The following is a 24,412-nucleotide window of genomic DNA, read 5'->3' on the forward strand; positions in this document are numbered from 1 at the left end:
GCTTCATATGCGGTGACATCGTTATACGGTAGCCGCTTCGCGCCTTAACCAGTTCTGTAATAGTTTGCCATCCTGCGTCATTTCACTATCCTGGCGGACGCACAAATAGTAGTCGCGCCCGTCATCTATTGGCAGATCGAAAATCTTCACCAGCTCGCCTTTGTCCAGGTACGGCATAATGAGGGGTTCGCGCATCAGGGCGCATCCCAGTCCTGCCTGTACGCCCGCCAGCGTCAGCAGACCGTCCTCAAACAAGGGGCCGCTGCGCGGCGGGGAACGCTTCACGCCCTGCTGAATAAACCATTGATGCCAGGTGGTTCGTTCTTCATCATGCAGCAGCGGCATCTGCATCAGTTGCTCCGGGGTATCAATATGACCATGCAGTCGCAAAAACGCCTGGCTGCATACTGGCACCATGCGCCCGGAAATCAGTTTTTCACTCTGGTATCCCGCCCAGTTGCCATTGCCGAAGCGGATCGACATGTCTGAAGCATCACTCAGATAGTTGCGGTGATTGGCATACACCACGTTAATCTCGGTATGCGGATTCGCGCGCATAAACATCGGCAGGCGAGGAATAAACCATCCCATCCCAAAAAGCGGAATCAGGCTAATCGTTACCTGCCGGGTCTGCTCCTGCTCCACCAGATGCTCCGTCGCCTGACGCAAAACGTTAAACGCCGCACGGATCGAACGATAATATTCACGCCCTTGCTGGCTCAGCGCCAGTCGTCGCCCATGCCGTTCGGTGAGCGCGATTTGCAGATATCCCTCAAGTAACTTGAGCTGATGGCTAACCGCAGATGGAGAAATCGCCAGTTCCCTCGCGGCTTGCGTCACGCTTCCTAACCGGGCAATGGCTTCAAAGGCGCGCACCGCCCGCAACGGAGGATCGTTGGCAAGGCGACTCTCCGCAAAGGAGGGCAATGTCGTCAATTGTTCTGTTTTATTCATATATTGATTTCTTTAGGCTGTAACCTTGTTTTGTGATTAATAAAATAATCATATTAATCATTAAGATATGAAAATATCTGTTTATCATAAGAAATAATATATGTGTATTTTACAATTTTATTCAATTATTGGATGGTACCCACTGAAAGAGCAATTTGTCGGGTACAAACGTTGGACACACTCATACAACAACTGATAAACGGTGTGATGCTGGGCAGCATCTACGCGCTGATCGCGCTGGGCTATACCATGGTGTATGGTATTTTGCGTATTATTAACTTTGCTCACGGCGATATCCTGATGGTTGGCGCGCTCACTACGCTCTCCGCCATCAATGTCCTGAATCATACCTTCCCTGCTATGCCGCAGTTACTGCAACTCGGTGTAGCGCTGCTCATTGCGATGGCCGTCTGCGCCCTGCTGGCAATGGCGGTAGAACGTTTCGCCTATCGCAGGCTGCGTAACGCTCCACGGCTGGCTCCGCTGATCTCCGGTATCGGCGTTTCCGTATTACTGCAAACCGTGGCGATGATCGTCTGGACCCGCAACCCGCTGATGTTCCCGCAGATCCTGTCGATGGCCCCGATCGCCGTGACCTCCGGCGGCGAAACTCATCCACCCGCGATTATCACTCTCACCGGCATTGTCACCGTCGGGCTGGCGCTGGCGGTCATGACCGGTCTGTGGCTGCTGGTTGAATACACTCGCCTCGGGCGAGGCATGCGCGCAGTGGCAGAGAATCCGCGAGTCGCCACGCTGATGGGCGTTAACCCAAACGCCATCATCACCCTGACGTTTGCTATCGGCGGCATTTTTGCGGCGCTGGCCGGCGTGATGATGGCGAGCAACTACGGTAACGCCAGCTTCTCAATGGGCTTTCTCCCCGGAATTAAAGCGTTCACCGCCGCCGTGCTTGGCGGCATTGGCAATATTCGCGGCGCGATGATCGGCGGGATTTTACTGGGCGTCATAGAAGCGCTGGGTGCGGGCTATCTCGGTGAACTCACTAACGGCGTCTTTGGCAGTAATTACCAGGACGTGTTTGCCTTCATCGTGTTGATCCTGGTGCTGGTATTCCGTCCGGCAGGTTTGCTGGGCGAGCGCGTGGCGCACAGAGCGTAAGGGAAAATCAATGACAACCGTACAACTGCAAGCTCCAGCCACGACGCGCAAATTTTGGTCAGGTATGACTTTGTTCTGCATCGCATTGCTGATTGCTCCTGTCGTTGCCAGTCAGCTTGGCGGTAACTACTGGGTCCGCGTGATCGATTTCGCCCTGCTCTACATCATGCTGGCGCTGGGGCTCAATATCGTCGTGGGCTATACCGGCCTGCTGGATATGGGGTTTATTGCCTTTTATGCCGTTGGGGCTTATCTGGCCGCTCTGCTGGCCTCTCCCCATCTGTCTGAGGTGTTCCCAATCCTCGCCGTCTGGTTCCCGGACGGGCTACATACCTCGTATCTGCTGATCGTTCCGGCTGCGGCACTGGTCGCTGCCGTATGCGGCATTTTGCTTGGCGCACCGACGCTGAAGCTGCGCGGGGATTATCTGGCAATTGTTACGCTGGGCTTTGGCGAAATTATCCGCATTCTGATGCGCAACCTCGATCGCCCGGTGAATATCACCAACGGCGCCAAAGGCATCACCGGCGTGGATACGCTTAATCTGTTTGGCCTGAAGTTCAGCGGTGTTTATCACTGGCTCGGCTTTAAAGTACCCGCGTTGTGGCTGTGGTACTACCTGCTGATGCTGGTCATTGTGGCGATCATTTTTGTCTGCCTGCGCCTGCAACACTCACGTATCGGTCGCGCCTGGCACGCGATTCGTGAGGACGAAGACGTGGCCCGCGCGATGGGCATTAACGTGCGCAACTATAAGCTGCTGGCTTTTGCTATGGGCGCCTCGTTTGGCGGCGTCGCTGGCGCACTGTTTGGCGCGTTTCAGGGATTTGTCTCCCCGGAATCCTTCACCTTGCAAGAGTCCATTGCCGTGCTGGCGATGGTGGTGCTGGGCGGTATGGGCCACATCCCTGGCGTGATCCTCGGTGCGGTGCTCCTGACCGCTCTGCCGGAACTGCTCCGTAGCCAGGCGGCCCCTGTTCAACAGATGTTGTTCGGCACGGTACTGATTGACCCGGAAATTTTGCGTCAGCTCTTCTACGGCCTTGCACTGGTGCTGGTGATGCTGGTTCGCCCATCCGGTATCTGGCCGGTTCGCCACAAAGAGGTGAAAGCATGAGCCTGTTAACCGTGAGCAATATGTCCAAACGCTTTGGCGGCCTGACCGCCGTGGACGATGTCTCGCTTTCCATTAATAAAGGCGAGATCTACGGTCTGATCGGCCCCAACGGAGCCGGAAAAACCACCTGTTTTAACCTGATTACCGGGCTTTATCCGGCAGACAGAGGGGCGTTTTTTATTGCAGACCAACCCTATTACCCAAAACAGATAGAGAAAGTCACCGCCGCCGGGATTGCACGCACTTTTCAAAACGTGCGTCTGTTCAACGAGATGTCGGTGCTGGAAAACGTGATGGTCGGTCGCCACGTTCGTACCCGTAATGGGCTATGGGCTGCACTGAGCCGCCATAAACGCGCCCGTGAGGAAGAAGCGCAAACCCGCGAACAGGCCTGGCGCTGGCTGGAGTACACCGGCATTGCAAAGTTTGCCCATTACCACGCCTGCGATCTGGCCTATGGCCACCAGCGTCGTCTTGAGATCGCCCGCGCGCTGGCTACAGATCCGCTGCTTCTGGCGCTTGACGAACCTGCTGCGGGGATGAATGCCGCCGAGAAGGTCGCGCTTGGCGAGCTGTTAATCCGTATTCGTGAAGATGGCAAAACCCTGCTGATGATCGAGCACGACGTCAAGCTGGTGATGAACATCTGCGACCGCCTGACGGTGCTCGATTACGGCAAAACGCTGGCCTGCGGCACGCCGGATAGCGTGCGTCGCGACCCGGCAGTTATCGCAGCCTGGCTTGGAGGCAATAAGCATGTCTGAGTTACTGAAGGTGGAACGCCTGGATGTGCATTACGGCGGTATTCAGGCCGTTCGCGATATCTCCTTTACCCTGCATGAGGGTGAACAAGCCACGCTGATTGGCGCCAACGGCGCGGGTAAAAGTTCCACCGTGCGCGCCATCACCGGGCTGGAAAGTTTTAACGGCAACATTGAGTTCAATGGCAAAGCCGTACGCAAACAGAAACCGGAGACGCTGCTGCGCAACGGGCTGGTGATGGTGCCGGAAGGTCGCGGCATCTTTGCCCGCATGACGGTGCTTGAAAATTTGCAGATGGGGGCATGGTTAAGGCGTGACACCGCCCGCGTTAAGCGCGAAATGGCAGAGATTTTTGAGCGTTTCCCGCGTCTTGGCGAACGCCAGCACCAGCTTGCAGGACTGCTCTCTGGCGGCGAACAGCAGCTGTTGGCGCTCAACCGCGCCCTGCTGAGCCGACCGCGTTTGCTGATCCTCGACGAGCCGTCTATGGGGTTAGCCCCCAGGATGGTGGAAAACATTTTTACCGTGATCGCCGGGCTGCGCGCACGCGGCGTCGCCCTGCTGCTCATTGAACAAAACGCCCGACTAGCGCTGGAAGTAACCGACAGCGCCTGGGTGATGGACAGCGGCAGCATTGTGCATCACGGCGAGTCGAAAGCGATGCTTAATGACGATCAAATTGCACAGATTTATTTGGGCGAAATGCCTGTTTAACACACTCACCAACAGCAGGGAAAAACAATGAAAACAGTAAAAATCAGTGCGCTCAGCGCCGCTATTCTGCTCAGTAGTTTTGCCTCTACAGGTGCATGGTCAGCTAAAAGCGAAACCGTGACCATCGGTCTTGCAGGCCCGCTTACCGGCCCGTCTGCCCGTATTGGTAAAGATCTGGAGAACGGAGCCCAACTGGCGATTGACGATATCAACAAGCAGCACCCGACCATCGGTGGTAAAGCGGTGACCTTCAGGCTGCAATCTGAAGACGATCAGTCCGACCCGCGCACTGCCGTGGCTGTGGCGCAGCGTCTGGTCGATAGCGGCGTGGCGGGCGTGGTCGGCCACTGGAATACCGGCACCAGTATTCCGGCGGCACGCGTTTATCACGATGCGGGTATCGCCCAGGTCGCGCCTGTTGCCACCGGTCATGCCTATACCAGGCAGGGCTTTGATACCAGCTTCCGTGTGATGGGGCATGACGATGACGGCGGCCAGTTTGCTGGTCAGTACGCGGTGAATACCCTGAAGGCAAAACGTATTGCCGTGATCGACGACCGTACCGCATTCGGTCAGGGGCTGGCTGACGAGTTTATAAAATCACTTGAAGCGCAGGGCGTGAAGATTGTTGACCGCCAGTACGTTGACGACAAAACCGTGGATTTCAGCGCCGTGCTGACCGCCATTCGTAGCAAAAACGCTGACCTGATCTTCTTCGGCGGCGTGGATAGCCAGGCCGCGCCGCTGGCGCGTCGTATCAAACAGCTGGGTATGAACGCCACGCTGATGGGCGCAGGCGGCTTCGTCAGCCAGACCTTCCTGCAACTGGCCCAGAAAGAAGGTGAAGGCGTCGTGGCGCTGGAGCCGGGCCTGCCGGTTGAGCAGATGCCGGGCGGTAAGGCGTTCGAACAAGAGTATCAGTCTCGCTACCACACCCATATTGAACTCCACGCCCCGTTCGCCTATGACGCCACCCGCGTTCTGGTTGCCGCGATGGAAAAAGCCGACTCTGTCGATCCGGCTGAGTATCTGCCGGTTCTGCGCGCAATAAGCTATTCCGGCGTTACCGGGCAGATCGCTTTTGATAATGAAGGCAACCTGAAATCGCCGTCTTTCACCGTCTACAAAGTCGTGGATGGTAAATGGCAGCCGCAAACGGTACTGGGCGGCGCCAAAACGAAGTAACGCAGTGAGGCAATGTGATGAGTGATAATAATGAGCTGGGCATTCTCGCCCGCCGCAAAATAGAAGCAGAGATTATTAAACCAATCTATGAAATCCTGGTGCGCGAGATAGGGAAAGCCCGCGCCCAGGCGGTCATTGGCGAAGCCATTGAGCAGGCGGCGATCGATGCCGGTAAAGAATTTGCGCGCAAGGAGCCGAATGGCACAGACGTGAAGAGTTTTATCGCCCTGCAATACCTGTGGGAGAAGGATAACGCGCTGGATGTCAAAGTGATCGACGCCGACGACAAGCAGTACAACTATAACGTCACCCGCTGCCGTTATGCCGAGATGTACCACGAGATGGGCCTCGGTGAGATTGGCCACCTGCTCTCCTGCGCCCGCGATGAGAAATTTATCGTCGGCTACGCGCCCGACGTGGAGCTGACCCGTACGACCACCATCATGCAGGGTGGCGCATGCTGTGACTTTCGCTATCGCACCAAAAAGGAAGACGTATGATCCGCGTGAATGCAGAGCGTTTATGGTCAACGCTTGAGATAATGGCGCAAATCGGCGGCACGCCAGCCGGTGGCGTCACCCGACTGGCATTAAGCAATGAGGATCGCCTCGCCCGTGATTTACTGCGCGACTGGGCGCAGGAAGCCGGATTTCGCTGCGAAATCGATAGCATGGGCAACATGTTTATTCGCCGCGCCGGTAAAAAACCACAGCTTGCGTCGGTGATGACCGGTTCACACGTTGATTCTCAGCCGCTGGGTGGGCGATATGATGGAATTTACGGCGTGCTGGCCGGGCTGGAAGTGCTGCGTACTTTAAACGATCAGAACATTGAAACCGAACGCGATATTGTACTGGTCAACTGGACCAATGAAGAAGGCGCGCGCTTCGCGCCAGCAATGCTGGCCTCCGGCGTCTGGAGCGGGCAGTTCACACAACAATACGCATGGGCGCGTGAAGATCAGGATGGCATCAGCGTCGGCAAAGCGCTTGAGGCCATCGGTTACCGTGGCGACCAGCCCGCCGTCGCCTTCCCTGTCTACACCTGTTACGAGCTACATATCGAGCAAGGCCCGATTCTCGAAGAGGAAGGTATTGATATCGGCCTGGTGCATGCCGCTATGGGCCAGCGCTGGTTCAACGTTGTAATTCGCGGATTTGCCGCCCATGCCGGCACCACGCCAATGGCCAGCCGCCGCGATGCGTTGACCGCTTTCGCCCGTCTGGCGCTGGCGGTGGAAGATATTGGCAATCAGCACGAACCAGACGGCAGAGCGACAATCGGCATGGCGCAGATTTCACCGGGATCGCGTAACGTAGTGCCAGGGGAAGTACATTGCAGCGTGGAGTTTCGTCATCCACAGACTACCGTCCTCCAGGCAATGGAAACGGCGCTTCGCAAGGCAACCGCCGATCTGAATCAGCGCGGCATTCAGCTCGACGTGGAACGTATCTTCGATTACGCCCCCATCGCATTTGACGAGACCTGTCTACAGCGCAGCGCAAACGCGGCCCAGGCACTGGGATACAGCAGCAAACGGATGGTGTCCGGCGCCGGTCACGATACCTGTTATATCAGCAAAATCGCGCCCGCCAGCATGATTTTTATCCCCTGCGAAAAAGGCATCAGCCATAACGAGGCAGAAAATATTCAGCCGGAATGGGCAGAAAAAGGCGCTAATGTTCTGCTGCACAGCATCCTGCCAGCTGCGCTTGAATAACAGAGCCAGGTGAACCGGTCAGTCAGAAGAATCACTATTCAACTTAATCGATTACAAGCATGACCGGGTTTGACCATACAGCAGACCATGAATATGACTCATGTTGTAATGAAATTAAGTCTCTTTCACTCATCCAGTGACTCTGGCATAAAAGAGACCTTACTCACTTATTGATAACATGAAGACTGCTAAATAATAAAGTCAGGTAACTCTGTAAAATCAATAAATTAATTCAGTTTTCATATCATGACTTAGGATGCAGGATCACGATGAATAACGATTTTACATTTACGATCAAAAGCAGTCGCTTCGATGAGCATTATAACCCTTCTGAAAATACGCGTATTACTACCAACTTTGCGAATCTGGCCAGAGGAAAGAACCGCCAGGAAAACTTACGCAACACGTTAGTGATGATTGACAATCGCTTCAATACACTGGCGTATTGGGATAACCCCAAAAGCGATCGTTATTCTGTGGAACTTGATATCATTTCTGTTGCGATGAATATTAACGTTGATAGCAACATCGATACATTCCCTGCAATTGAAATATTAAAAACCAATATTATTGACAAAAAGAACAACGAACGATTTGAAGGTATTGTCGGGAATAATTTCTCCTCTTACGTGCGAGATTATGATTTTAGCGTATTACTGCCAGAGCATAACAAAAACAAACCTGAGTTTAGCATTCCAGATAATTTTGGTGATTTGCATGGGAACATATTTAAACATTTCATAAACTCAAGTGAATACAAAGAGCATTTCAAAAAACCACCTGTGATATGTCTCAGCGTGTCAAGTAACGATATCTATCATCGGACTGGGAATCAGCATCCTGTATTGGGTATCGAATACCAGCCAGGTGGTTCTTCGTTAACTGAGAAATACTTCAAAAAAATGGATTTGCAGGTTCGCTATTTTATGCCCCAAAATAGCGTTGCACCTTTGGCCTTTTATTTTTCTGGTGATTTACTTAGTGATTACACGAATCTTGAGCTTATCAGCACCATCAGCACGATGGAGACGTTCCAGAAGATTTACCGACCTGAAATTTACAATGCCAACGCCGCAGCAGGTCAATGCTATCAACCAAATCTGAACCACCAGGATCATTCATTAACAAAAATTGTTTATGATCGGGAAGAACGCAGCCAGCTGGCTATTGAGCAGGGAAAGTTTACAGAAGAGCATTTCATCAAACCATACAAGGATATTCTTGAAAAGTGGTCTGCTCACTACGCTCTCTGATTAACCGAAAATAAAAGGTCATCGATTATGAAAATATTACTACCCACTTCAACGGCTGGCAGTTTACCTAAACCTTCCTGGCTTGCTCAACCTGAGACGCTTTGGTCGCCCTGGAAATTGCAAAATGAGGAATTAATCGAGGGAAAACAAGATGCGCTACGTTTATCCCTGGATGATCAACTACGGGCAGGTATTGATATTGTTAGTGATGGCGAGCAAACGCGCCAACACTTTGTCACCACGTTTATTGAACACCTCAGCGGCGTTGATTTTGAGAAACGTCAGATTGTTAAAATTCGTAATCGCTATGATGCGAGCGTACCGACCGTTGTTGATGCGGTAGCGCGTCAAAAACCCGTTTTTGTTGAAGATGCAAAGTATTTACGCCAGCTCACTTGTCAGCCAATTAAATGGGCGCTGCCAGGGCCTATGACGATGATCGATACGCTCTACGATGCCCACTATAAAAGCCGCGAAAAGCTGGCCTGGGAATTTGCAAAAATTCTCAATCAGGAAGCCAGAGAGTTAGAAGCTGCCGGCGTCGATATTATCCAGTTTGATGAGCCCGCATTTAATGTGTTTTTTGATGAAGTGAATGACTGGGGGATCGCCGCGTTAGAAAAAGCCATTGAAGGGCTAAAATGCGAGACCGCTGTGCATATCTGCTATGGATATGGCATCAAAGCCAATACCGACTGGAAAAAGACGCTGGGGTCAGAGTGGAGACAATATGAAGAAGCTTTTCCCAAACTGCAAACGTCTAATATCGATATCATCTCACTGGAATGTCATAACTCGCATGTTCCAATGGATCTGCTTGAACTGATTCGCGGTAAAAAAGTCATGGTAGGAGCCATTGACGTGGCAACCAATACCATTGAGACACCAGAGGAAGTCGCCAGTACGTTACGCAAAGCGCTTCAGTTTGTCGATGCCGACAAGCTCTATCCTTCTACCAACTGTGGTATGGCACCCTTATCTCGTCAGGTAGCCAGAGGTAAGCTCGATGCCCTAAGCGCAGGCGCAGAAATCATCCGAAGAGAACTTTCGGCTAAATGACTCTGTTAATAAGATACGGGCTATAAACCGCAGTGGGTAATATATCCCTGAGCGGCAGAACCGCATGCTGGCGCAGAAGGCGTCAGCCAGACAGCTGCTGTTTATCGCCCTCTTTCAAACAGTTCATAACTGCCCGGAGGGGGTTAAGATTTTTCTGCCAGCCACTTATTAAAGCGCACCATATCTTCCAGCACACATTCGACCAACTGTTCAATCGTTTCCCAGTCCTGCTCGTTATTGCAGGCAACTTCAAGCGCCTCACAGGTCTCTTTCAGCGGCGTATAATTCATCATCCGTGCACCGCCGTTAATCCGGTGTGCCATGCGGCCAACCTTGTCACGGTCTCGCTGTTCAAGTCGCAGTTTAAGTTTCCCGATAAATTCGCCCTGTACGCAACGGCTGGCGCCGGTGTAGCGAAAGTGAAAGTAGGTGGCTGGCAGGGTAATGACACCCGCGAGTTCGCCGGCAACACGCAAACCAACTTTACGTACTCCGTTGGTGCGGGTGCTTCTTATGAAGTTATTAACGATTTGACCCTGTACGCCACTTATCGTTATGTCGATATGGGCAATATCGAAAGCGGCCGTAACACCTTTGTAAACGCCCGTGCTCTACAGGATGAAAATATGCGTGGACGCCTGGTCAACAATGAATTTGTGTTCGGCATTCGTTACGTCCTTTAAGGCACTTTGACAGAGAGTTTCATCCCCCTCCTTTCAGGTATTTGTTCTCATCTTTTATGCCACTTTTTTCCTGACCTTACCGCCTTCCTGCCGGGTGGTAAGGCTTTTAACCCACAGCCCTAATGGCGAAAAAAATCTTATAATGTTGGTAGGTTCACCGATACTTCTTTGGCATTCACTCTAAAACCCCATTAAATTCAAGTAAAATAATTGGTATTGATCCGATGAAAACATGACTGAATGCTGGACTCAACTGGGGGCACAGTTAACTTTATCCGTTTTACCAATATGAATTGCCACGGATACGCAGACTTCTCATCAATATAGGTGCCGAATGGCTTGAATCCTGAATCGCCACGGGTTTAACAGACACCTCAGAGTCGTTTAAGATGGCTTAAAAAGAGGTGCCCATGGACGGTAAGCGTTATCCCGAAGAGTTTAGAATCTGAGTTTCGTGTCTGAAAAAAATACCGTTAGCCAGTGGTTCTCCGATTCTTTTTATTAACGTGTCAGGACAGACTATTGCGTCTGTTTTTCTGTTTTATATCGCCGTTGCAGTGTTGCTTTCAGCTTACGCTGGAGAGGTTCCGGGTTTTCCCCTTCAATCAATTTGCCAATAAGATCAAAGCAGTGCCATGCCAGCTGATGATTATCCTGGCGGATGGTATCGACAGGAATAGTGAGTGAGTCATACAAATAGTGATCGTCAAAGCTGGCCAGCCGCATGTTACTTTGCAGCAGGTTGTGCTGGCCCATATAGCGCAGCACCCCTTCCAGCAACCCGCAGGCGGCGGTGAACAGCGCCTTAGGTGGACGTCCCAGTCGGGCGCAAAGTTCAGCGAACATCTCATAACCGGAACCTGGGTGATAGTTGCCGTGGATGATCCACTCCGGGCGCAGTTCAACGTTGGCTTCACGTAACCCCTGCTTAAACCCCTCCAGACGGTCACGCGTCGGGGAAAGCCGCGGCTGACCGCCGAGGAAGTAGAACTCGTCAGGATGCTGGCGGGCGATATCCGCCACCAGTTCAGCCGTGGGAGTAATCGAATCGGTGATGACCAGCGGCAGAGAGCTGTCGTTCATGTGGCGATCAAATAGAACCACGGGCATCTGCTCGCTCAGTTTCTGGTAATCCGCATCATTCAACATACTGGAGGCGACAATCAACCCGTCCACCTGGCGCGCCACCATGTTATTGACCACTACGGTCTCCTGGCCTGGGTTTTCATCGCTACAGGAAATCAGCAACTGAACGCCCGCCTCCCGGCACAGGGTTTCCAGTTCGTGAGAAAAGACGGCAAAACCGTAGTTGGTGATTTCCGGAACCACCAGACCAATGGTGTGGCTGCGGTTATCACGCAGCGAGCGGGCGTGAATGCTGGGCTGGTAGTGATGCTCTTTTGCAATAGCCAGTACACGATCCCGTGTTTCTTCCGCCACCCGTAGCTCTTTGCTGCGTCCGTTCAGTACCAGGCTGGCGGTGGCTTTTGAGACCCCCGCCAGTTCCGCGATGTCTTTTATTGTGACGCGTTTTGTTTTTCTCACAACGACTTAGATCCGGCTGCCAAAACTCCTATTCTATCATGCAGCGGCGCAGCGACCAGTAGCGTAATGTGATGTCGGACGCACCTTCGAAGCGTACCCGGCCCGGATGGTCAGGAAAATAGCGGCTGCTCATCACCCCTTCGCCATGGTTGATGAAAATTTCAATACTGGAGCTGTCGCACAGAACGCGTAAATGGCTGACGTCGCCCTGCCAGTAGCGGGTCAACATTTCACCGGTTTTCAGACTGGCGCGTTCCAGACGCACACCGTGGTCATCGACCGTGAGACGCAACGCGCCGGCAAAATCGGCATTCACGTACGAAGTGCTCAGTTCAAACTCAAGACGCGTCGCCTCCAGTTCTGGCGCATCGCTGGCGCGGCCCTGCCATTGGTGTTCGGCTTCGCGAAGCTGTTCAAGTTCTCTGGCAGGCGTTTGCCAGAGCCTGCCGTCGCGATACTTCAATTCCCGCGGGCAGGTCATCTGGTGGATCCAGCCGTACGCACATGTGGGCTGAAGCATCTCTTCACCGTCCGGCACGCCCATCCAGCCGATCAGGATGCGTCTTCCGTCTTCCGCCACCGTGGTTTGTGGCGCATAAAACTCGAAACCGGCGTCAAGCTCATGCAGCTCGCCGTGGGCAAACGAAGCCGTTTCATAATCAAATGCCCCGCTCATCCAGACTGACGGATAGGTATTGAGATAGCGATGCGGTTCGCGCGCCAGCCCCTGCGGGCAGCAGATCAACACATGTGTTTCATCAAGCGCAAACAGATCCGGACACTCCCACATATACCCGGAGTCCGTAAGACCGTTCACGCCCTGTCCAGCAATCTCACCGCAGGGCTGCCAGTGGTGTAAATCATCGGATGTGAACAGCAGCACTTTGCCCTGCTTTTGCAGATCCTGCGCACCGAGCACCATGTACCACTGCCCATCATGGCACCACACCTTCGGGTCCCGTACATGCCCGGTGTACCCTTCCGGCAGGGGCAACACTGGCCCCTGCTTGGTAAAACTACCATCGTCATTTTGCACCGCCAGACACTGCCAGGCGATGCGACCGCCGTCGTCAAACTTGACGTTGCCGGTGTAGCACAGGGTCAGCACGCCGTTGTTATCCACGGCGCTGCCGGAGTAACAGCCGTTACGGTCATACTCTTCGTCGGGCATCAGGGCAATTGACTCGTGCTGCCAGTGCACCAGATCCACGGAGCTCCAGTGTCCCCAGCACTTATAGCGATGATCGCAGCCCAGTGGGTTCCATTGATAAAACAGGTGGTAGCGCCCGGCAAACCAGATAAACCCGTTCGGATCGTTCATCAGCCCCGTTACCGGCGCGGGATGCCACTGCGGATAATGGCTGTCCGCCAGTGCACGCGGCTGGCCTTGCATTACTGCCTGCAACACGGCAGGCCAGCGGGAAGCTAAAGTCATTATTCAGAGTCCGTCTTATATTTCAGCAGCAGGGAGACGGTGAACGCCACACCGAAAGCAATCACCATGCCGATAATATAGTTAAGCAGCGAGCTGGCCTGTACTATTGCCATGCCCGGAATAGCAGTCAGTCCCACGGCGGTCATGTAGACATGCACCGACACCACCCAAGCACCGCCCGCCGCGCCACCGATCAGCGCCGCGATAAACGGCTTCACGAAGCGCAGGTTGATACCAAAAATCGCCGCTTCGGTGATGCCCAGCATCGCAGAGAACGCCGACGGTAATGTAATGGCTTTGATTTTGGCATCGTTGGTTTTGAACCACACCGCCAGACACGCCCCGCCTTGCGCCACATTCGCCATCGCCCAGATTGGTAGCAGGAAGTTAACGCCTATCGACGGATTCCCCAGCAGTCCGGCCTCGATGGCGTGGAAGCTGTGGTGAATACCGGTAATAACAATTACCGAATACAGACCACCAAACAACAGCCCGGCCAGCCAGCCTGCATGAGCAATCAGGGTACTCAGGATGAAGGAGATACCGTCTCCCAGCGCGCGGCCCGCAGGGCCAATGATCAACAGCGCAATAAAGCCGGAGATAATAACAGTCAGGAACGGGGTCAGGATCAGATCTAACGCATCCGGGATCGCCCGGCGCAGCTGTTTCTCCACTATGCTCATAAACCACACCGCCAGCAGTACCGGGAACACGGTTCCCTGATAGCCAATCATGGCGATTTCAAAACCGAAAAAGTTCATGGTGTGGAAGCCGGACGCCACGCCCCAGGCGTTGGTCAGCGCCGGGTGCGTCAGAATGCCACCCAGCGTCGCCCCCAGATACGGGTTACCGCCAAATTCCCGGGCTGCGGTAAAGCCAATCAGGATCGGCAGAATAATAAACGCCGCCGAGCTGCACATATCCAGCATGATGTAAAGCGCGTTATCCGCATTCACCCAGCCGTAGGTTTTTACCATCCCAAGCAGGCCCATCAGCAAACCGGACGCCACAATGGCAGGAATGATTGGCACGAAGATGTTAGACAGCAGACGAGCAATACGCTGGAACGGGTTCAGCTTACGTGCGGCGATATCTGCAGCTTCGGACTTGCTGGATTCGCTAATCCCCGCAGCCTGAATAAACGCGGCGTAGACCTTGTTAACCACACCGGTACCAAAAATCACCTGCATCTGCCCGGAGTTACGAAAACAGCCTTTCACCCCTTCGACCTTGCCAATGGCCTGCTGATCGGAAAGCGCGTCGTCAATCAGAACCAGACGCAGACGCGTTGCGCAGTGAGCGGCGCTTGCGATGTTCTCTTTGCCTCCGAGCAGCGGGATGAGTTCGCGGGCGATATTATCAAAATCCATATATACCTCTGCCTGACTTCATTTTTATGGTGTTTAAAACGCTCCCGCCACGCAGGAGCGTGAAGGCTTAGAACCAGGTTTCCATCTGAACCCCAAAGTTCCATTCCCCGCCAGCATTGAAGCCGCTGCTGCCAAAGGCGTCATCGCTGGCGTAGTTATCCAGTTTACTGCTCCAGTCCATCCAGGTGGCGAACAGACGCAGCTCCGGACGGCTGAAGAAATCGCCGATCTTGCCTGCTTTTAATGTCGGGGCGAAAGTCAGCTTGTAGAAACTCCCGTTGACCGCATTACGGTCTTTGTAGCCTTCAGGATTCAAATCCATGTACTGATAGCTACCTTCGAACGCCAGGGCGAAATTCTGCGTGACCTCTTTAATCAGACGAGTGTTGAGCGTGACCCATTCATAGCTGTCGCCTTTGACGTAACGGTCTTTACTGCTCTGCGCCAGGACTGCAGGTGCAATATGCCAGCCGCCGCCCAGAGGCGTGACACCATAACTGGCAAAGCGCCAGGTATCAGCTTCAGACAGCAGTGCGCCATCGGAACCAATACTTTTTACTTCCGCACCCAGGCCGTGGCCATACAGCAGCGCCGTTTTGGCAGATCCCTCCCGCAGGCCGTAGAAACTCTTGTTGTGCAGGCCAGCCATAGCGTGAACACCGTTATTCGCCGCATCAGTTTTAATCAGGTCACCGTTGCTGTCTTTACGGTCATCGTTGTCTTTAGCCCGCAGACCACTCACCATCAGTTGGAACGGTCCGGCAAAGTGGTTCATGCTGAGGATGTAGTTCTGAACGTTGTTGTCGATCTCCTCCTCGCTGCCAAAATTGCGCCCATAGACAGAGAAGTTACTGTGCAGCGTGTCGTCCCACTTCACGTCATACACACCGCCGCCCGTACCGGCCAGGAACACCACGTCAGAATCCAGCCAGTGAATGTCAAAGTTATCGCGGTCAAAACGTTTTCCCGCCCAGAAGGTACTGCCTTTCAGCGCACCGGTAAAATCAGGCAAATTGCCCAGTTCAGCAAAGGCCTGGCGAATATTGAGATCACTGCTGTCCGCTGACCAGTCGTTATAGGTTTTCTGCCCGTCGGCCAGCATGGCCTTAAAGCGCGTGGTTGCGCCGTTGTCCAGGGTCTGCTTGTGTTCCACGTTTAGCTCGACGTAGGTATCTGCTTCATTCCCCAGACGCCCAATCGCCCCGCCTGTTTCCCCAGCTGGCGTCAGGTACGGGCCACTTTTGCTGCTCGAGGCTGCGTCGTTCATCAGCAGGCCGGAACGAGCATAGCCGTGAAACTCAAATCCACTACTCTGATCGGCTTTCTTTTCCAGCGCGGTAGTCCGCTGCGCCACCTCCCGGGTGATGGTTTGCGCCTGTTGCTGGGCGGCAACCAACTGCTGCGTTTTTTGTTCTGCTGCTATGGCACGTTTCTCAGCCACCTGTGCGCGGGTTTCTGCGTCCTGAAGACGCTGCTCCAGCGCCGCAAGGCGTGATTCGATACTCGTCATATCCGTCTGGGCAAGAACAGAGGTACTGCCGATCAGCATGCCTATCATCACGGCAATTCTGCGTTTTTTATACATTTTGTCGCATCCTGAAAGAAGTTATTGAATATTGCTAATCAGCTAAACCGGTTTAGGAAAGTGATACTAAACTGATGGATTCTGAATCGGCAATGCTTTTTGCTAAACCGGTTTAACAATTGTGATCAGGGCAACAATTCAGGCCACCGATAGGCAGCCTGCGGAGGGATATTACAGTTCGTGGAGATACGGCAGTGCAGTCATTGCCCCTTTGGCCGTTGTGGCGAGTGCGCCGCAGCGTTGTGCGAGTCCGATTATCGGGGGGAGATGATGGGGAATGGCAGAGCCTGCTGACGCCAGTCCGTAGAGAAGTCCCGCCACGAAGGCATCCCCTGCGCCGGTGGTGTCAACGCATTCCACTGACGTCGCGGGATAGTGGGTCATCGTGCCCTCATGCCAGGTAATCACCCCCTCTTTACCCCGAGTTACCAGCACCAGACTGGCAGGACAGCTTTGCATTAACGCCGTCAGACCGTCCTGTACCTGATGCTCCCCCGTTAAATAGCTCAACTCTTCCACGGAAAGTTTCACCACATCGGCTTTGGTCAATGCCTGCGCAAGGCACTGGCGCAACTCGGCATCATGACGCCAGAGATCGTGGCGGATGTTGGGGTCGAAGCTGACAAAACCACCGGTCTTTCTGATGGTTTCCATTGCCTGAAGTGTAGCGGAACGAGAGGGTTCTGCGCTCAGGGCAATCGAACAGACATGCAGCCACTCCCCAACCTGAAATGGCGGGAGATCATCAGATGTCAGGAACAGATCGGCGCTCGGGCGTACCATAAACGTAAACGAGCGTTCACCCTGTTCGTCCAGATCAACCACCACCGTTGATGTGCGATGCTGCGGGTCGCGCCGCATCCACTGAACGTCGACCTGTTCGTCCGCAAGCATCTTTTGCATAAACCTGCCGAATGGGTCATCACCGACTCTGCCGATAAACGCGCTTTTGCCGCCGAGGCGGGCAATGCCAACCGCGACATTGGCCGGTGCGCCCCCGGGGCATTGCAGTAATCTGCCCTTACCATCCGGCAGAAGATCCACAACCGCGTCGCCAAGCACCCAGATCTTTTCCATGTAATCCTCATAGCTAAATAACGTTAAACCGATTTAGCTATTTAAGCACAAGCCAGGATACTGGGAAATACATGGGTTAGAGATCCCCGGAAAGACCGCTAAGCTGCGAGGAGAACGACAATATTGCCGGCACGTCAAAAAACGTCACTATTTGCAGTCAAAGAGACTTACTACAGCAACGTGGCCAGCGAAAAGTTGCGTCTTCCCACCCACGATACATGTGACATCATCACCGCCGCTGTAAAGGCTCTGGATCGTATCTTTCTTGAGGGCCATTGTTACGCGAAGGCAGGTGTGATGCTGAATGACTTTACCCCTTCTGGCGTTTCTCAGCTTAACCTGTTTGACGAGTTACAACCTCGGAGGGATAGCGCCGGAATGGCAAATGAATAGTGAAATGCTCTCACCATCTTATGCAACAAAATGGTCAGATCTTCCTCGCGCTTACATTTGCTAATTCTGACCACCCGGTATATACGCTGATTAACCTGCTGGCGGAGTAATCTGCTTCAGCGACTTTACAGCTTCCTCTTCAGACATATGAAACTGAACGCGATGATACGCAGTGACATCGAGTGCAAACACCTCCGTAGAGACAACCCAAAAAACTGAAAGTAATGACGGTAAAAGGCTGCAAATATTTGGGCATCGGTCATTACGCACAGTTGACACCGGGTAGTACAAAAAAGTCTTAGCTTGAGATATTTTCCTTTTTCCAAACGGACCCCATCATGTGCAATGTCAACACCTGACAGAGTAAATGTCATGAATTTAACTACATGATGAGAGATATAATGAACGGGACAATAACTTTATATCATCATTTATGGCGATGATTGAGTAATGAAATATCCAGGCGGAAAAAGCAAGTGCTTTCAGCGGCTCATTAATATTATGCCGCAGCACCATACTTATATTGAAACCCATCCAGGTGGTGGGGCTGTCATGCGCAATAAATTACCGGCCGACAGAAATATAGGTATTGAGCTTGATATCAATATAGTACAGCGATGGCGTGATGAGGAAGATAACGTATGTGAACGTGTTCACACAGATGCGGTATCGTTCCTTCGGAACTATAAGTTTAAACGATAGCGTAGCGAAAGACTTCACTACAACGCTGGCGAACCTTCTTTGCCTTCTCTGTCGCGCCACGGCTTTCCATTCGACGTAGCACATTCAGTAGAACCTAAAGGCCTCCAGAACGTCAGAAGCATACCCTTCTGACCATCGGCTTCGTTCCGTGCCATTCAAGCGCCACGGCCTGAAACGTGTTGTTGAGCTGCACATCAACCCGCTTTTCTTCTTTCCTGGCAAAATGATGGATCGATACCTTCGGCCAGCTTTTTCTTGGCTTCATCACGTAGTGCCCTGGCTTGTGCAAGGGAGACTGCCGGATAGACACCAAAAGCCATACGCTTCTCTTTTCCATTGAAGCGATATTTCATCCGCCAGTATCGAGAACCAGAGGGAACGACTTCAAGATACAAACCAGCTCCGTCTGCCAGCTTGCAGGCTTTCTCTCTGGATTTAGCGACATCAACCTGTCGGGCATTTTAGCTTCATTGGGGGCATATCCCTGGACCGAGCACAGAATACCCCCACTTGTGCCCCCAACTGTAACTTGATTCCGGTTGAGTCCAGTTGATAACAGGAGATAAGATACGGGCCAGAAGGCGCAGTATACGGGCTTTGAGTTGATTTCGGTAGACCTGGGAAGAATTTGGAAGATAATAGGAACATAACACACCCCACATAACCATTGATAAACATACATATTTTCTCGTTTCATCTTTATAAATGCCCCCTTTTGTGCCCCCACCTTGTTTTTCATGCGACTCGATGAGCCTTTCACCGAGTCGCCAATATCACCAATTTTTTCACAGACCGTACAAATCTTCTCGGCTCTTGAAGTCTTTCTCACTGCCGCGATCGGCTAAGAACAATATTACTTACTTCCAGATACGAACAACTGTTCATTAATCCGCATGCTCTCCTGGCATGAAGGATATCTGTCACAGTCAAATATGGCGTTCGTTCCTGTAAGGTGAATCCATTGCGATCGATACGAACTAACTCATATTTCTTTACCAGAAAGTTAACGGCATTAGCCAGAGTGATACCGGCATCGATATGTTCCTGTATAACGGTTTCATCACAAAACGGCGTATCGTTCAGGGTCAGACCATAGTGTTTTTCCAGCAGGCGTGTAAGTAGCATTTGCCAGACTGCAACGGGCGACAGCCAGGGCTTCGCCGCCCGCGAAATTGTAGCAGGTAGAGTTTTCATGTTTGCTCTCGTGAAATTCGTTAGCGTTGAGTGGGATAAATGGCGATATATACGTAGCCGCAACTACCAAGGGTATCGGCTTCGCAGGTGAAACCATTGTGGTACAGGGTGACACAGTGGGCATGGCGAGGATTCATTTCACCAGTGGTCAGCATTGATTCCATCTGACTGATAAAATGCGAGAATGCGACATCCAACTTCATACACTCGGCATCACTAAACTTATCGGTGATATTTGCCCGCTCAGCCAGATAGTGCAGCCGGTTCCCCTCCTGCACCAGACGGGCTCCCAGGCGTGGCGTAATGTCCCGCTGCAGGCCCCATGTCATGTTACTCATTTATAGCCTCCTTTATTGTCAGTTCAGGGTAATACTCATCAGGCAGGCATACGGCCCGTTGCGGTCCTGGCGACGTTCGGCGTATACCGCCAGCACGCCGGGAATGTCAGGAACTACCTGACCGGTGTAATGACAGACACTGCCGCGCCACTGATATCTGCCGGTGCAGTAGCGAAAAATACGGGAGGCCGGATGCTGACGGTAAATCGTCATCGCCCGGCGTTTACTGATAATTTTCATGTAATACCTCAAAGCAGACCGTGTTCAGCGAACGACAATATCTGCGTGCCACCGACGATAAGGTGGTCAGGCACACGGATATCAACGAGCTGGAGCGCCTGCACCAGACGCTGCGTGACAGCTTTATCGGCCTGACTGGGTGTGGTGTCACCGGAAGGGTGGTTGTGCGCAAATAACACTGCTGCCGCATTAAAGTACAGGGCCCGCTTGACCACCTCACGGGGATGTACCTCGGTGCTGCTAATGGAACCGGCAAACAGGGTTTCGTGGGCAATCAACCGGTTCTGCTGATTGAGATAAAGCACCATAAACTCCTCTCGCTCAAGCCCGGCCATTTTCAACCGCAGCCAGTCGCGGGCGGCCTGTATGGAGGTGAACGCCACGCCAGTTTCGCGCAGGTGGCGGTCAAGCAGGGCCAGGGCATGTTGCACAGTGCGTTGAGCGCTCAGTGGGAGCACCGGAGCCTGTGGGGTAAGTGGCTGTTCCATCATGAGTATCCTCAATCGATAATGCTCAGAATGGCGTGAGCTTCGGGATGCTGCAGGGCATAGTCCCGCAGGCGGTAATAGTGCGCGGTCATGGCATAGCATTCGGTGCGACAGGCGTGATGGCTGTATTCAATCAGGCAGACAGCGATACCTGCGGCTTCCGCGCTCATTTCCGCACCATTGCCGTTCATGCCGTTGAACAGATGCCATTTATCGTCACTGTCAGCATCGGGAGCCATAAACGCTCCGCCATTGCTGAGCATGTAAAAGGACCAGATACCACCGCTGTACTCATCACAGAAGCGGTCCATCCAGGCGAAAATGCGGGGCTTCAGGATTATCCACTGCGGAATGGAACCAAAGTGTGTCGGCCAGAATGAGAGCCGCTGACGATCGGGCACAACAGAGGCGGTAATACCTGTCGCTGGCGATTGTTCCTGAAAGGGCGTAACGCTATTGCTATTGAATGCGTTCATGATGTTTCTCCGAAATAAAAAGCCAGCGACTGTGTGCTGGCGTGAAGTCGATTACATAACGTTAAAAACAAAAAGCCCCTGCTGCATAAGCAACAGGGGCCGGATGAGAGTGGTTATCTCTGTTTTAGTGGGGCTGTGCTATCAGAAGGCGACTTTCAGCGTGGCCTGCCCGTTGTAACCGTCAGCGCTGTTACCGCTGACACTACGGGTATAGCCGCCTTGAATACCCAGCGTCACGTTCTGGCGGATAAGGGCATCGATACCCGCCTGGAGATCAACCGCTGTGCCATCCTGAGACGGGGTAAAGGTAACATTGCTTCCCGCCGTGGCCGTTCCCATGCTCAAATCACCATCTGAGCTGAAGGTACGAATAAAAGACGGACGCGCCCACCAGTTCACCGGCAGTTCGCTTACGCTGCGTTTCATGCTGTCGCCAAAACCAGCCTGTGTGGAAGTACCGTTACCGAAGGCCATCTCTGACTGGCTGCCGAAGCGAACACCGGCACGAATATGCTGTACGCTACCGTCACCGAGGTTCACGTAGCCGCCATTGTCATAGCCGTTATTCAGGGACAGCCCCTGCCAGACATACTGAAGCTGCGGCTCCAGTATCAGGCCACTGGTCACACTGAACGACAGGCCCGTTTCCAGCGAGCCCAGCCAGCCCCAGCCGTGGGTAGCGAAACTGTCTGCATCAGACGTCGCTTTCAGGTTATGACGGGAGCCCTGAGCCACCACATCCGCCCACAGGCCGCTGGCGGCATGCACGGCGGTCAGGTAACCGCCCAGGCTGTACACATCGTCACGGGCAGTCCCGGCGCGGGAGCGGTCATCGTCTTTTACATCAACAGAAGAATGTCCTGCTGCACCGTACACACCGGCTTTCAGTGATGGCGTACTCAACATGTCACCACCCAGCTGTACGAAGCCGTAGCTGCCGCTGCTTTCCGGTGTCGCACCCTGTGCAATTCCGCCGTTATTATCATGTCCCATGTGACCGCCCTGGATGCGTCCCCAGACTCCGCTGTCACCTTTGACCGCGCTGCGCTGGTTGTAACTGCCTGCCAGTGCGCGGTCATAGTCCATGCTCTGCGCAAACAGCGAAGCATAAAGAGCAACTTCAGCACGATAGCCAGCTTCGCTGGTCAGATACCAGTTTTCATCCGCAGCACCGTGGTTCAGGATGTAGTTATACGCACCAGCCTGCAGTTTGCTGCCAAGTGCAAAGGCCCCGGCATCCGTCGTGGCACCGTTAATCGCATCCACTACTTTGATGCCGTTCCCCGTGGTGGCGAGGCCCAGCCCGGCATCACCGGCATTGGTGAAATTCAGCCAGGTTTTACCCGTTGCCTGCCCACCATCAATAACCAGCATATCAGCCGGGAAGTCTGGGTTAGCCAGATTAATGCTCATGTTAATGGTGCCACCCTGGCCGACAATGTTTGTCGTGGTGAGCTTGCGGGGAGTAAAGGTAATATCAGAGGAAGCAGCAAACAGGCGAGTTCTGGCGGCATCGCTTTGCTCAGGCGCGAAGGTTATCGTACCGGCATTTTCAATGGTGCCGGTACTGATGACATCCCCCGTAATCGTCAGGTTTGCATGCTCAGCCAGGCTGGTGGTTCCGGCCAGCCCACCGCCATTTCCCACACTCAGCTCGCCGCCGCTGCCAACGGCTGTATTTTCCGCTATCGCACCGGATTTAACGCTAAAGTGACCGCCGTTTTCCAACCAGAGCCCACTGGCTTTGCCAGATGCAGCATCAATACTGAATTCACCATGCGCGTTTGTACCGCTGACCGTTGAACCGCTGTCGGCAATCAGGGCACCGCCCTCATTTATAGTCACGTTTGTCGCCGTTCCGCCGTTGTTAACCGCCAGCACACCGCCCTTATCGACCATTGTTGTGTCTGCGGCATTGTCAGTGAGGACATCCAGTCGCCCCCCATTTTCCAGCACCACATTGCTTGCGTTACCGGAAACCGAATCAACACTGAAGCTGCCTAGCCGGTTGGTGCCGGACACATCCGCAGCCGTATTTGTCACCAGTGCGCCACCGGCATTGATAATGACATCTGAGGCTTTGCCACCCGCCACCACGCTGAGTCTGCCGCTGTTATTGACCGTGGTATCGCTGACCTGAGCGCCGTCCTTAACTACCTGCCAGCCACCGTTGTTGATGACGGTATCCGTTGCTGCCGCACCGGAATGAACGTACTGATAGCCGCCATTTAGCGTGGTATTTTCTGCACTGCCATGAACGCTCTGGTCACCGCCAGCATTCACCGTCGTAGCGACGACGGTCCCTTGCTCGAAAACGACCTGGCGGCCATTTTCATTGATGGTTGTATTTGTTGCGGTACCAGAAACAAACATCCCGTCGCTGTTTTCCGAATCCGGACCACCCTGTGCGCCGGTATTCACAACGGTGCCAATTGCCTGAGCCCCCCCTTTAACTACCATGTAGCCGCCTTCATTAATGACGGTACCGCTGGCAATCCCGCCGGAATGTACCCATTGCTCGCCACCGTTCAGTACCGTACCGGAAGACTGACCGTGTACGCTCTGACCACCACCGGTATTTATCGTTGTATCGCTGGCACTGCCGCCTGCAAGCACCGCCTGAAGACCGTTACTGTTTATGGTGGTGTGGTTTGCTACGCCACCATCCTGTACGAACTGGCCGCCCTGATTGTTATCTTCATCATCGCTGCCGTACTCAAGCCCAGTGTTAATGGTGGTGTTATTCGCCTGCCCGTAAACCAGCTGCGTGTCGTTATTGCTGATAACCACCCCGTCAGTCGTCTCCCCGACAGGTACAGAGGTCTCTGCCGCCAGTGCTGTACCAGAGGTCAGTCCGGCAACGGCTAGTGCGAGTACTGCGCCAGTACGCTTTCCTTTTGCTTTTGCCAGTTCTGAAACAACCACAAATGCGCCAAGAACTTCGTTCCAGACCAGCCGATAGCTGGTATTCAGATTTCGCTTCATCGTATTAACCTTGTT

The 24,412-nt window shown here is 53.3% G+C and carries 23 protein-coding genes and 2 pseudogenes; 11 read left to right on the forward strand and 14 right to left on the reverse strand.

The window, feature by feature from the left end; all coding sequences use genetic code 11:
• Nucleotides 1–21: 21 nt before the first annotated feature.
• Nucleotides 22–954, reverse strand: coding sequence for a LysR substrate-binding domain-containing protein (locus OGV82_RS02340; RefSeq protein ID WP_047458702.1), 933 nt, complete (start codon nt 952–954; stop codon nt 22–24).
• 171 nt (nt 955–1,125) lie between these two features.
• On the opposite strand from OGV82_RS02340, the gene OGV82_RS02345 reads away from it, so the two are divergent.
• The 9 genes from OGV82_RS02345 to OGV82_RS02385 all read left to right on the forward strand — a co-directional run bounded on the left by OGV82_RS02345 (nt 1,126) and on the right by OGV82_RS02385 (nt 9,886).
• On the forward strand, nt 1,126–2,076 hold the full coding sequence (locus OGV82_RS02345) for a branched-chain amino acid ABC transporter permease (RefSeq protein ID WP_024130638.1): 951 nt from the start codon (nt 1,126–1,128) through the stop codon (nt 2,074–2,076).
• A gap of 10 nt (nt 2,077–2,086) precedes the next feature.
• Nucleotides 2,087–3,193: a branched-chain amino acid ABC transporter permease gene (locus OGV82_RS02350; protein WP_012133753.1), complete on the forward strand. Its 1,107-nt coding sequence runs from the start codon at nt 2,087–2,089 to the stop codon at nt 3,191–3,193.
• On the forward strand, nt 3,190–3,957 hold the full coding sequence (locus OGV82_RS02355) for an ABC transporter ATP-binding protein (protein ID WP_047458704.1): 768 nt from the start codon (nt 3,190–3,192) through the stop codon (nt 3,955–3,957). Before OGV82_RS02350 ends, OGV82_RS02355 begins: the two co-directional genes overlap by 4 nt.
• A complete protein-coding gene (locus tag OGV82_RS02360; RefSeq protein WP_047458706.1) occupies nt 3,950–4,669 on the forward strand; it encodes an ABC transporter ATP-binding protein in 720 nt (239 codons plus the stop codon). The genes OGV82_RS02355 and OGV82_RS02360 overlap by 8 nt, the downstream gene beginning before the upstream one ends.
• Before the next feature lie 27 nt (nt 4,670–4,696).
• On the forward strand, nt 4,697–5,854 hold the full coding sequence (locus tag OGV82_RS02365; RefSeq protein WP_047458708.1) for a branched-chain amino acid ABC transporter substrate-binding protein: 1,158 nt from the start codon (nt 4,697–4,699) through the stop codon (nt 5,852–5,854).
• Nucleotides 5,855–5,871: 17 nt separating this feature from the next.
• Nucleotides 5,872–6,354, forward strand: coding sequence for an L-2-amino-thiazoline-4-carboxylic acid hydrolase (locus OGV82_RS02370; protein WP_012133757.1), 483 nt, complete (start codon nt 5,872–5,874; stop codon nt 6,352–6,354).
• Nucleotides 6,351–7,574 carry a Zn-dependent hydrolase gene (locus tag OGV82_RS02375; RefSeq protein WP_047458710.1) on the forward strand — a complete coding sequence of 408 codons (1,224 nt, stop codon included), beginning with the start codon at nt 6,351–6,353 and terminating at the stop codon, nt 7,572–7,574. The genes OGV82_RS02370 and OGV82_RS02375 overlap by 4 nt, the downstream gene beginning before the upstream one ends.
• A 269-nt stretch (nt 7,575–7,843) precedes the next feature.
• On the forward strand, nt 7,844–8,827 hold the full coding sequence (locus tag OGV82_RS02380; RefSeq protein ID WP_047458712.1) for a DUF1852 domain-containing protein: 984 nt from the start codon (nt 7,844–7,846) through the stop codon (nt 8,825–8,827).
• A 27-nt stretch (nt 8,828–8,854) separates the two neighbouring features.
• The gene (locus OGV82_RS02385; RefSeq protein ID WP_047458714.1) at nt 8,855–9,886 is read left to right on the forward strand and encodes a methionine synthase; all 1,032 of its coding nucleotides are present in this window, start codon (nt 8,855–8,857) and stop codon (nt 9,884–9,886) included.
• Nucleotides 9,887–10,029: 143 nt separating this feature from the next.
• On the opposite strand, the gene OGV82_RS02390 is transcribed toward OGV82_RS02385, so the two are convergent.
• Nucleotides 10,030–10,209: an Hpt domain-containing protein gene (locus OGV82_RS02390; protein ID WP_047458716.1), complete on the reverse strand. Its 180-nt coding sequence runs from the start codon at nt 10,207–10,209 to the stop codon at nt 10,030–10,032.
• Between OGV82_RS02390 and OGV82_RS02395 the strand changes: the two genes are divergently transcribed.
• On the forward strand, nt 10,201–10,569 hold the full coding sequence (locus OGV82_RS02395; RefSeq protein ID WP_227657968.1) for an outer membrane protein: 369 nt from the start codon (nt 10,201–10,203) through the stop codon (nt 10,567–10,569). The genes OGV82_RS02390 and OGV82_RS02395 overlap by 9 nt on opposite strands.
• Before the next feature lie 519 nt (nt 10,570–11,088).
• On the opposite strand, the gene OGV82_RS02400 is transcribed toward OGV82_RS02395, so the two are convergent.
• The 5 genes from OGV82_RS02400 to cscK all read right to left on the reverse strand — a co-directional run bounded on the left by OGV82_RS02400 (nt 11,089) and on the right by cscK (nt 17,581).
• Nucleotides 11,089–12,114: a LacI family DNA-binding transcriptional regulator gene (locus OGV82_RS02400; protein WP_012133762.1), complete on the reverse strand. Its 1,026-nt coding sequence runs from the start codon at nt 12,112–12,114 to the stop codon at nt 11,089–11,091.
• Nucleotides 12,115–12,142: 28 nt separating this feature from the next.
• Complete coding sequence (locus tag OGV82_RS02405) at nt 12,143–13,549, reverse strand: sucrose-6-phosphate hydrolase (RefSeq protein ID WP_047458718.1); 1,407 nt, start codon at nt 13,547–13,549, stop codon at nt 12,143–12,145.
• The gene (locus OGV82_RS02410; protein ID WP_012133764.1) at nt 13,549–14,919 is read right to left on the reverse strand and encodes a sucrose-specific PTS transporter subunit IIBC; all 1,371 of its coding nucleotides are present in this window, start codon (nt 14,917–14,919) and stop codon (nt 13,549–13,551) included. The genes OGV82_RS02405 and OGV82_RS02410 overlap by 1 nt, the downstream gene beginning before the upstream one ends.
• Before the next feature lie 67 nt (nt 14,920–14,986).
• A complete protein-coding gene (locus OGV82_RS02415) occupies nt 14,987–16,504 on the reverse strand; it encodes a carbohydrate porin (RefSeq protein WP_047458720.1) in 1,518 nt (505 codons plus the stop codon).
• A 171-nt stretch (nt 16,505–16,675) separates the two neighbouring features.
• Nucleotides 16,676–17,581 carry a fructokinase gene (cscK, locus tag OGV82_RS02420; RefSeq protein WP_012133766.1) on the reverse strand — a complete coding sequence of 302 codons (906 nt, stop codon included), beginning with the start codon at nt 17,579–17,581 and terminating at the stop codon, nt 16,676–16,678.
• Between the two features lie 100 nt (nt 17,582–17,681).
• Here cscK and OGV82_RS02425 point away from each other — a divergent pair.
• A pseudogene (locus tag OGV82_RS02425) lies at nt 17,682–18,038 on the forward strand (DUF4113 domain-containing protein); the annotation flags it as partial.
• Between the two features lie 630 nt (nt 18,039–18,668).
• On the opposite strand, the pseudogene OGV82_RS02435 reads toward OGV82_RS02425, so the two are convergent.
• The 7 genes and pseudogenes from OGV82_RS02435 to OGV82_RS02465 form a co-directional block, all read right to left on the reverse strand.
• Nucleotides 18,669–19,089, reverse strand: a pseudogene (locus tag OGV82_RS02435) (tyrosine-type recombinase/integrase); the annotation flags it as partial.
• Between the two features lie 412 nt (nt 19,090–19,501).
• A complete protein-coding gene (locus OGV82_RS02440; RefSeq protein WP_101743937.1) occupies nt 19,502–19,870 on the reverse strand; it encodes a TA system toxin CbtA family protein in 369 nt (122 codons plus the stop codon).
• A gap of 20 nt (nt 19,871–19,890) precedes the next feature.
• Nucleotides 19,891–20,208, reverse strand: coding sequence for a type IV toxin-antitoxin system YeeU family antitoxin (locus tag OGV82_RS02445; RefSeq protein WP_060571130.1), 318 nt, complete (start codon nt 20,206–20,208; stop codon nt 19,891–19,893).
• 18 nt (nt 20,209–20,226) lie between these two features.
• Nucleotides 20,227–20,448 carry a DUF987 domain-containing protein gene (locus OGV82_RS02450; RefSeq protein ID WP_008783823.1) on the reverse strand — a complete coding sequence of 74 codons (222 nt, stop codon included), beginning with the start codon at nt 20,446–20,448 and terminating at the stop codon, nt 20,227–20,229.
• 8 nt (nt 20,449–20,456) lie between these two features.
• Entirely contained in the window at nt 20,457–20,939 is a 483-nt protein-coding gene (locus OGV82_RS02455) for a JAB domain-containing protein (protein ID WP_101743938.1), read from the reverse strand.
• Nucleotides 20,940–20,947: 8 nt separating this feature from the next.
• Nucleotides 20,948–21,412 (reverse strand): antirestriction protein, encoded by a 465-nt coding sequence (locus OGV82_RS02460; protein WP_060571128.1) that lies wholly within the window; start codon nt 21,410–21,412, stop codon nt 20,948–20,950.
• Between the two features lie 141 nt (nt 21,413–21,553).
• A complete protein-coding gene (locus OGV82_RS02465; RefSeq protein ID WP_192466320.1) occupies nt 21,554–24,397 on the reverse strand; it encodes an Ag43/Cah family autotransporter adhesin in 2,844 nt (947 codons plus the stop codon).
• Nucleotides 24,398–24,412 lie beyond the last annotated feature (15 nt).

It is taken from the genome of Citrobacter sp. CK191 (genome assembly GCF_030333435.1).
GTDB classification, from domain to species: Bacteria; Pseudomonadota; Gammaproteobacteria; order Enterobacterales; family Enterobacteriaceae; genus Citrobacter_B; species Citrobacter_B koseri.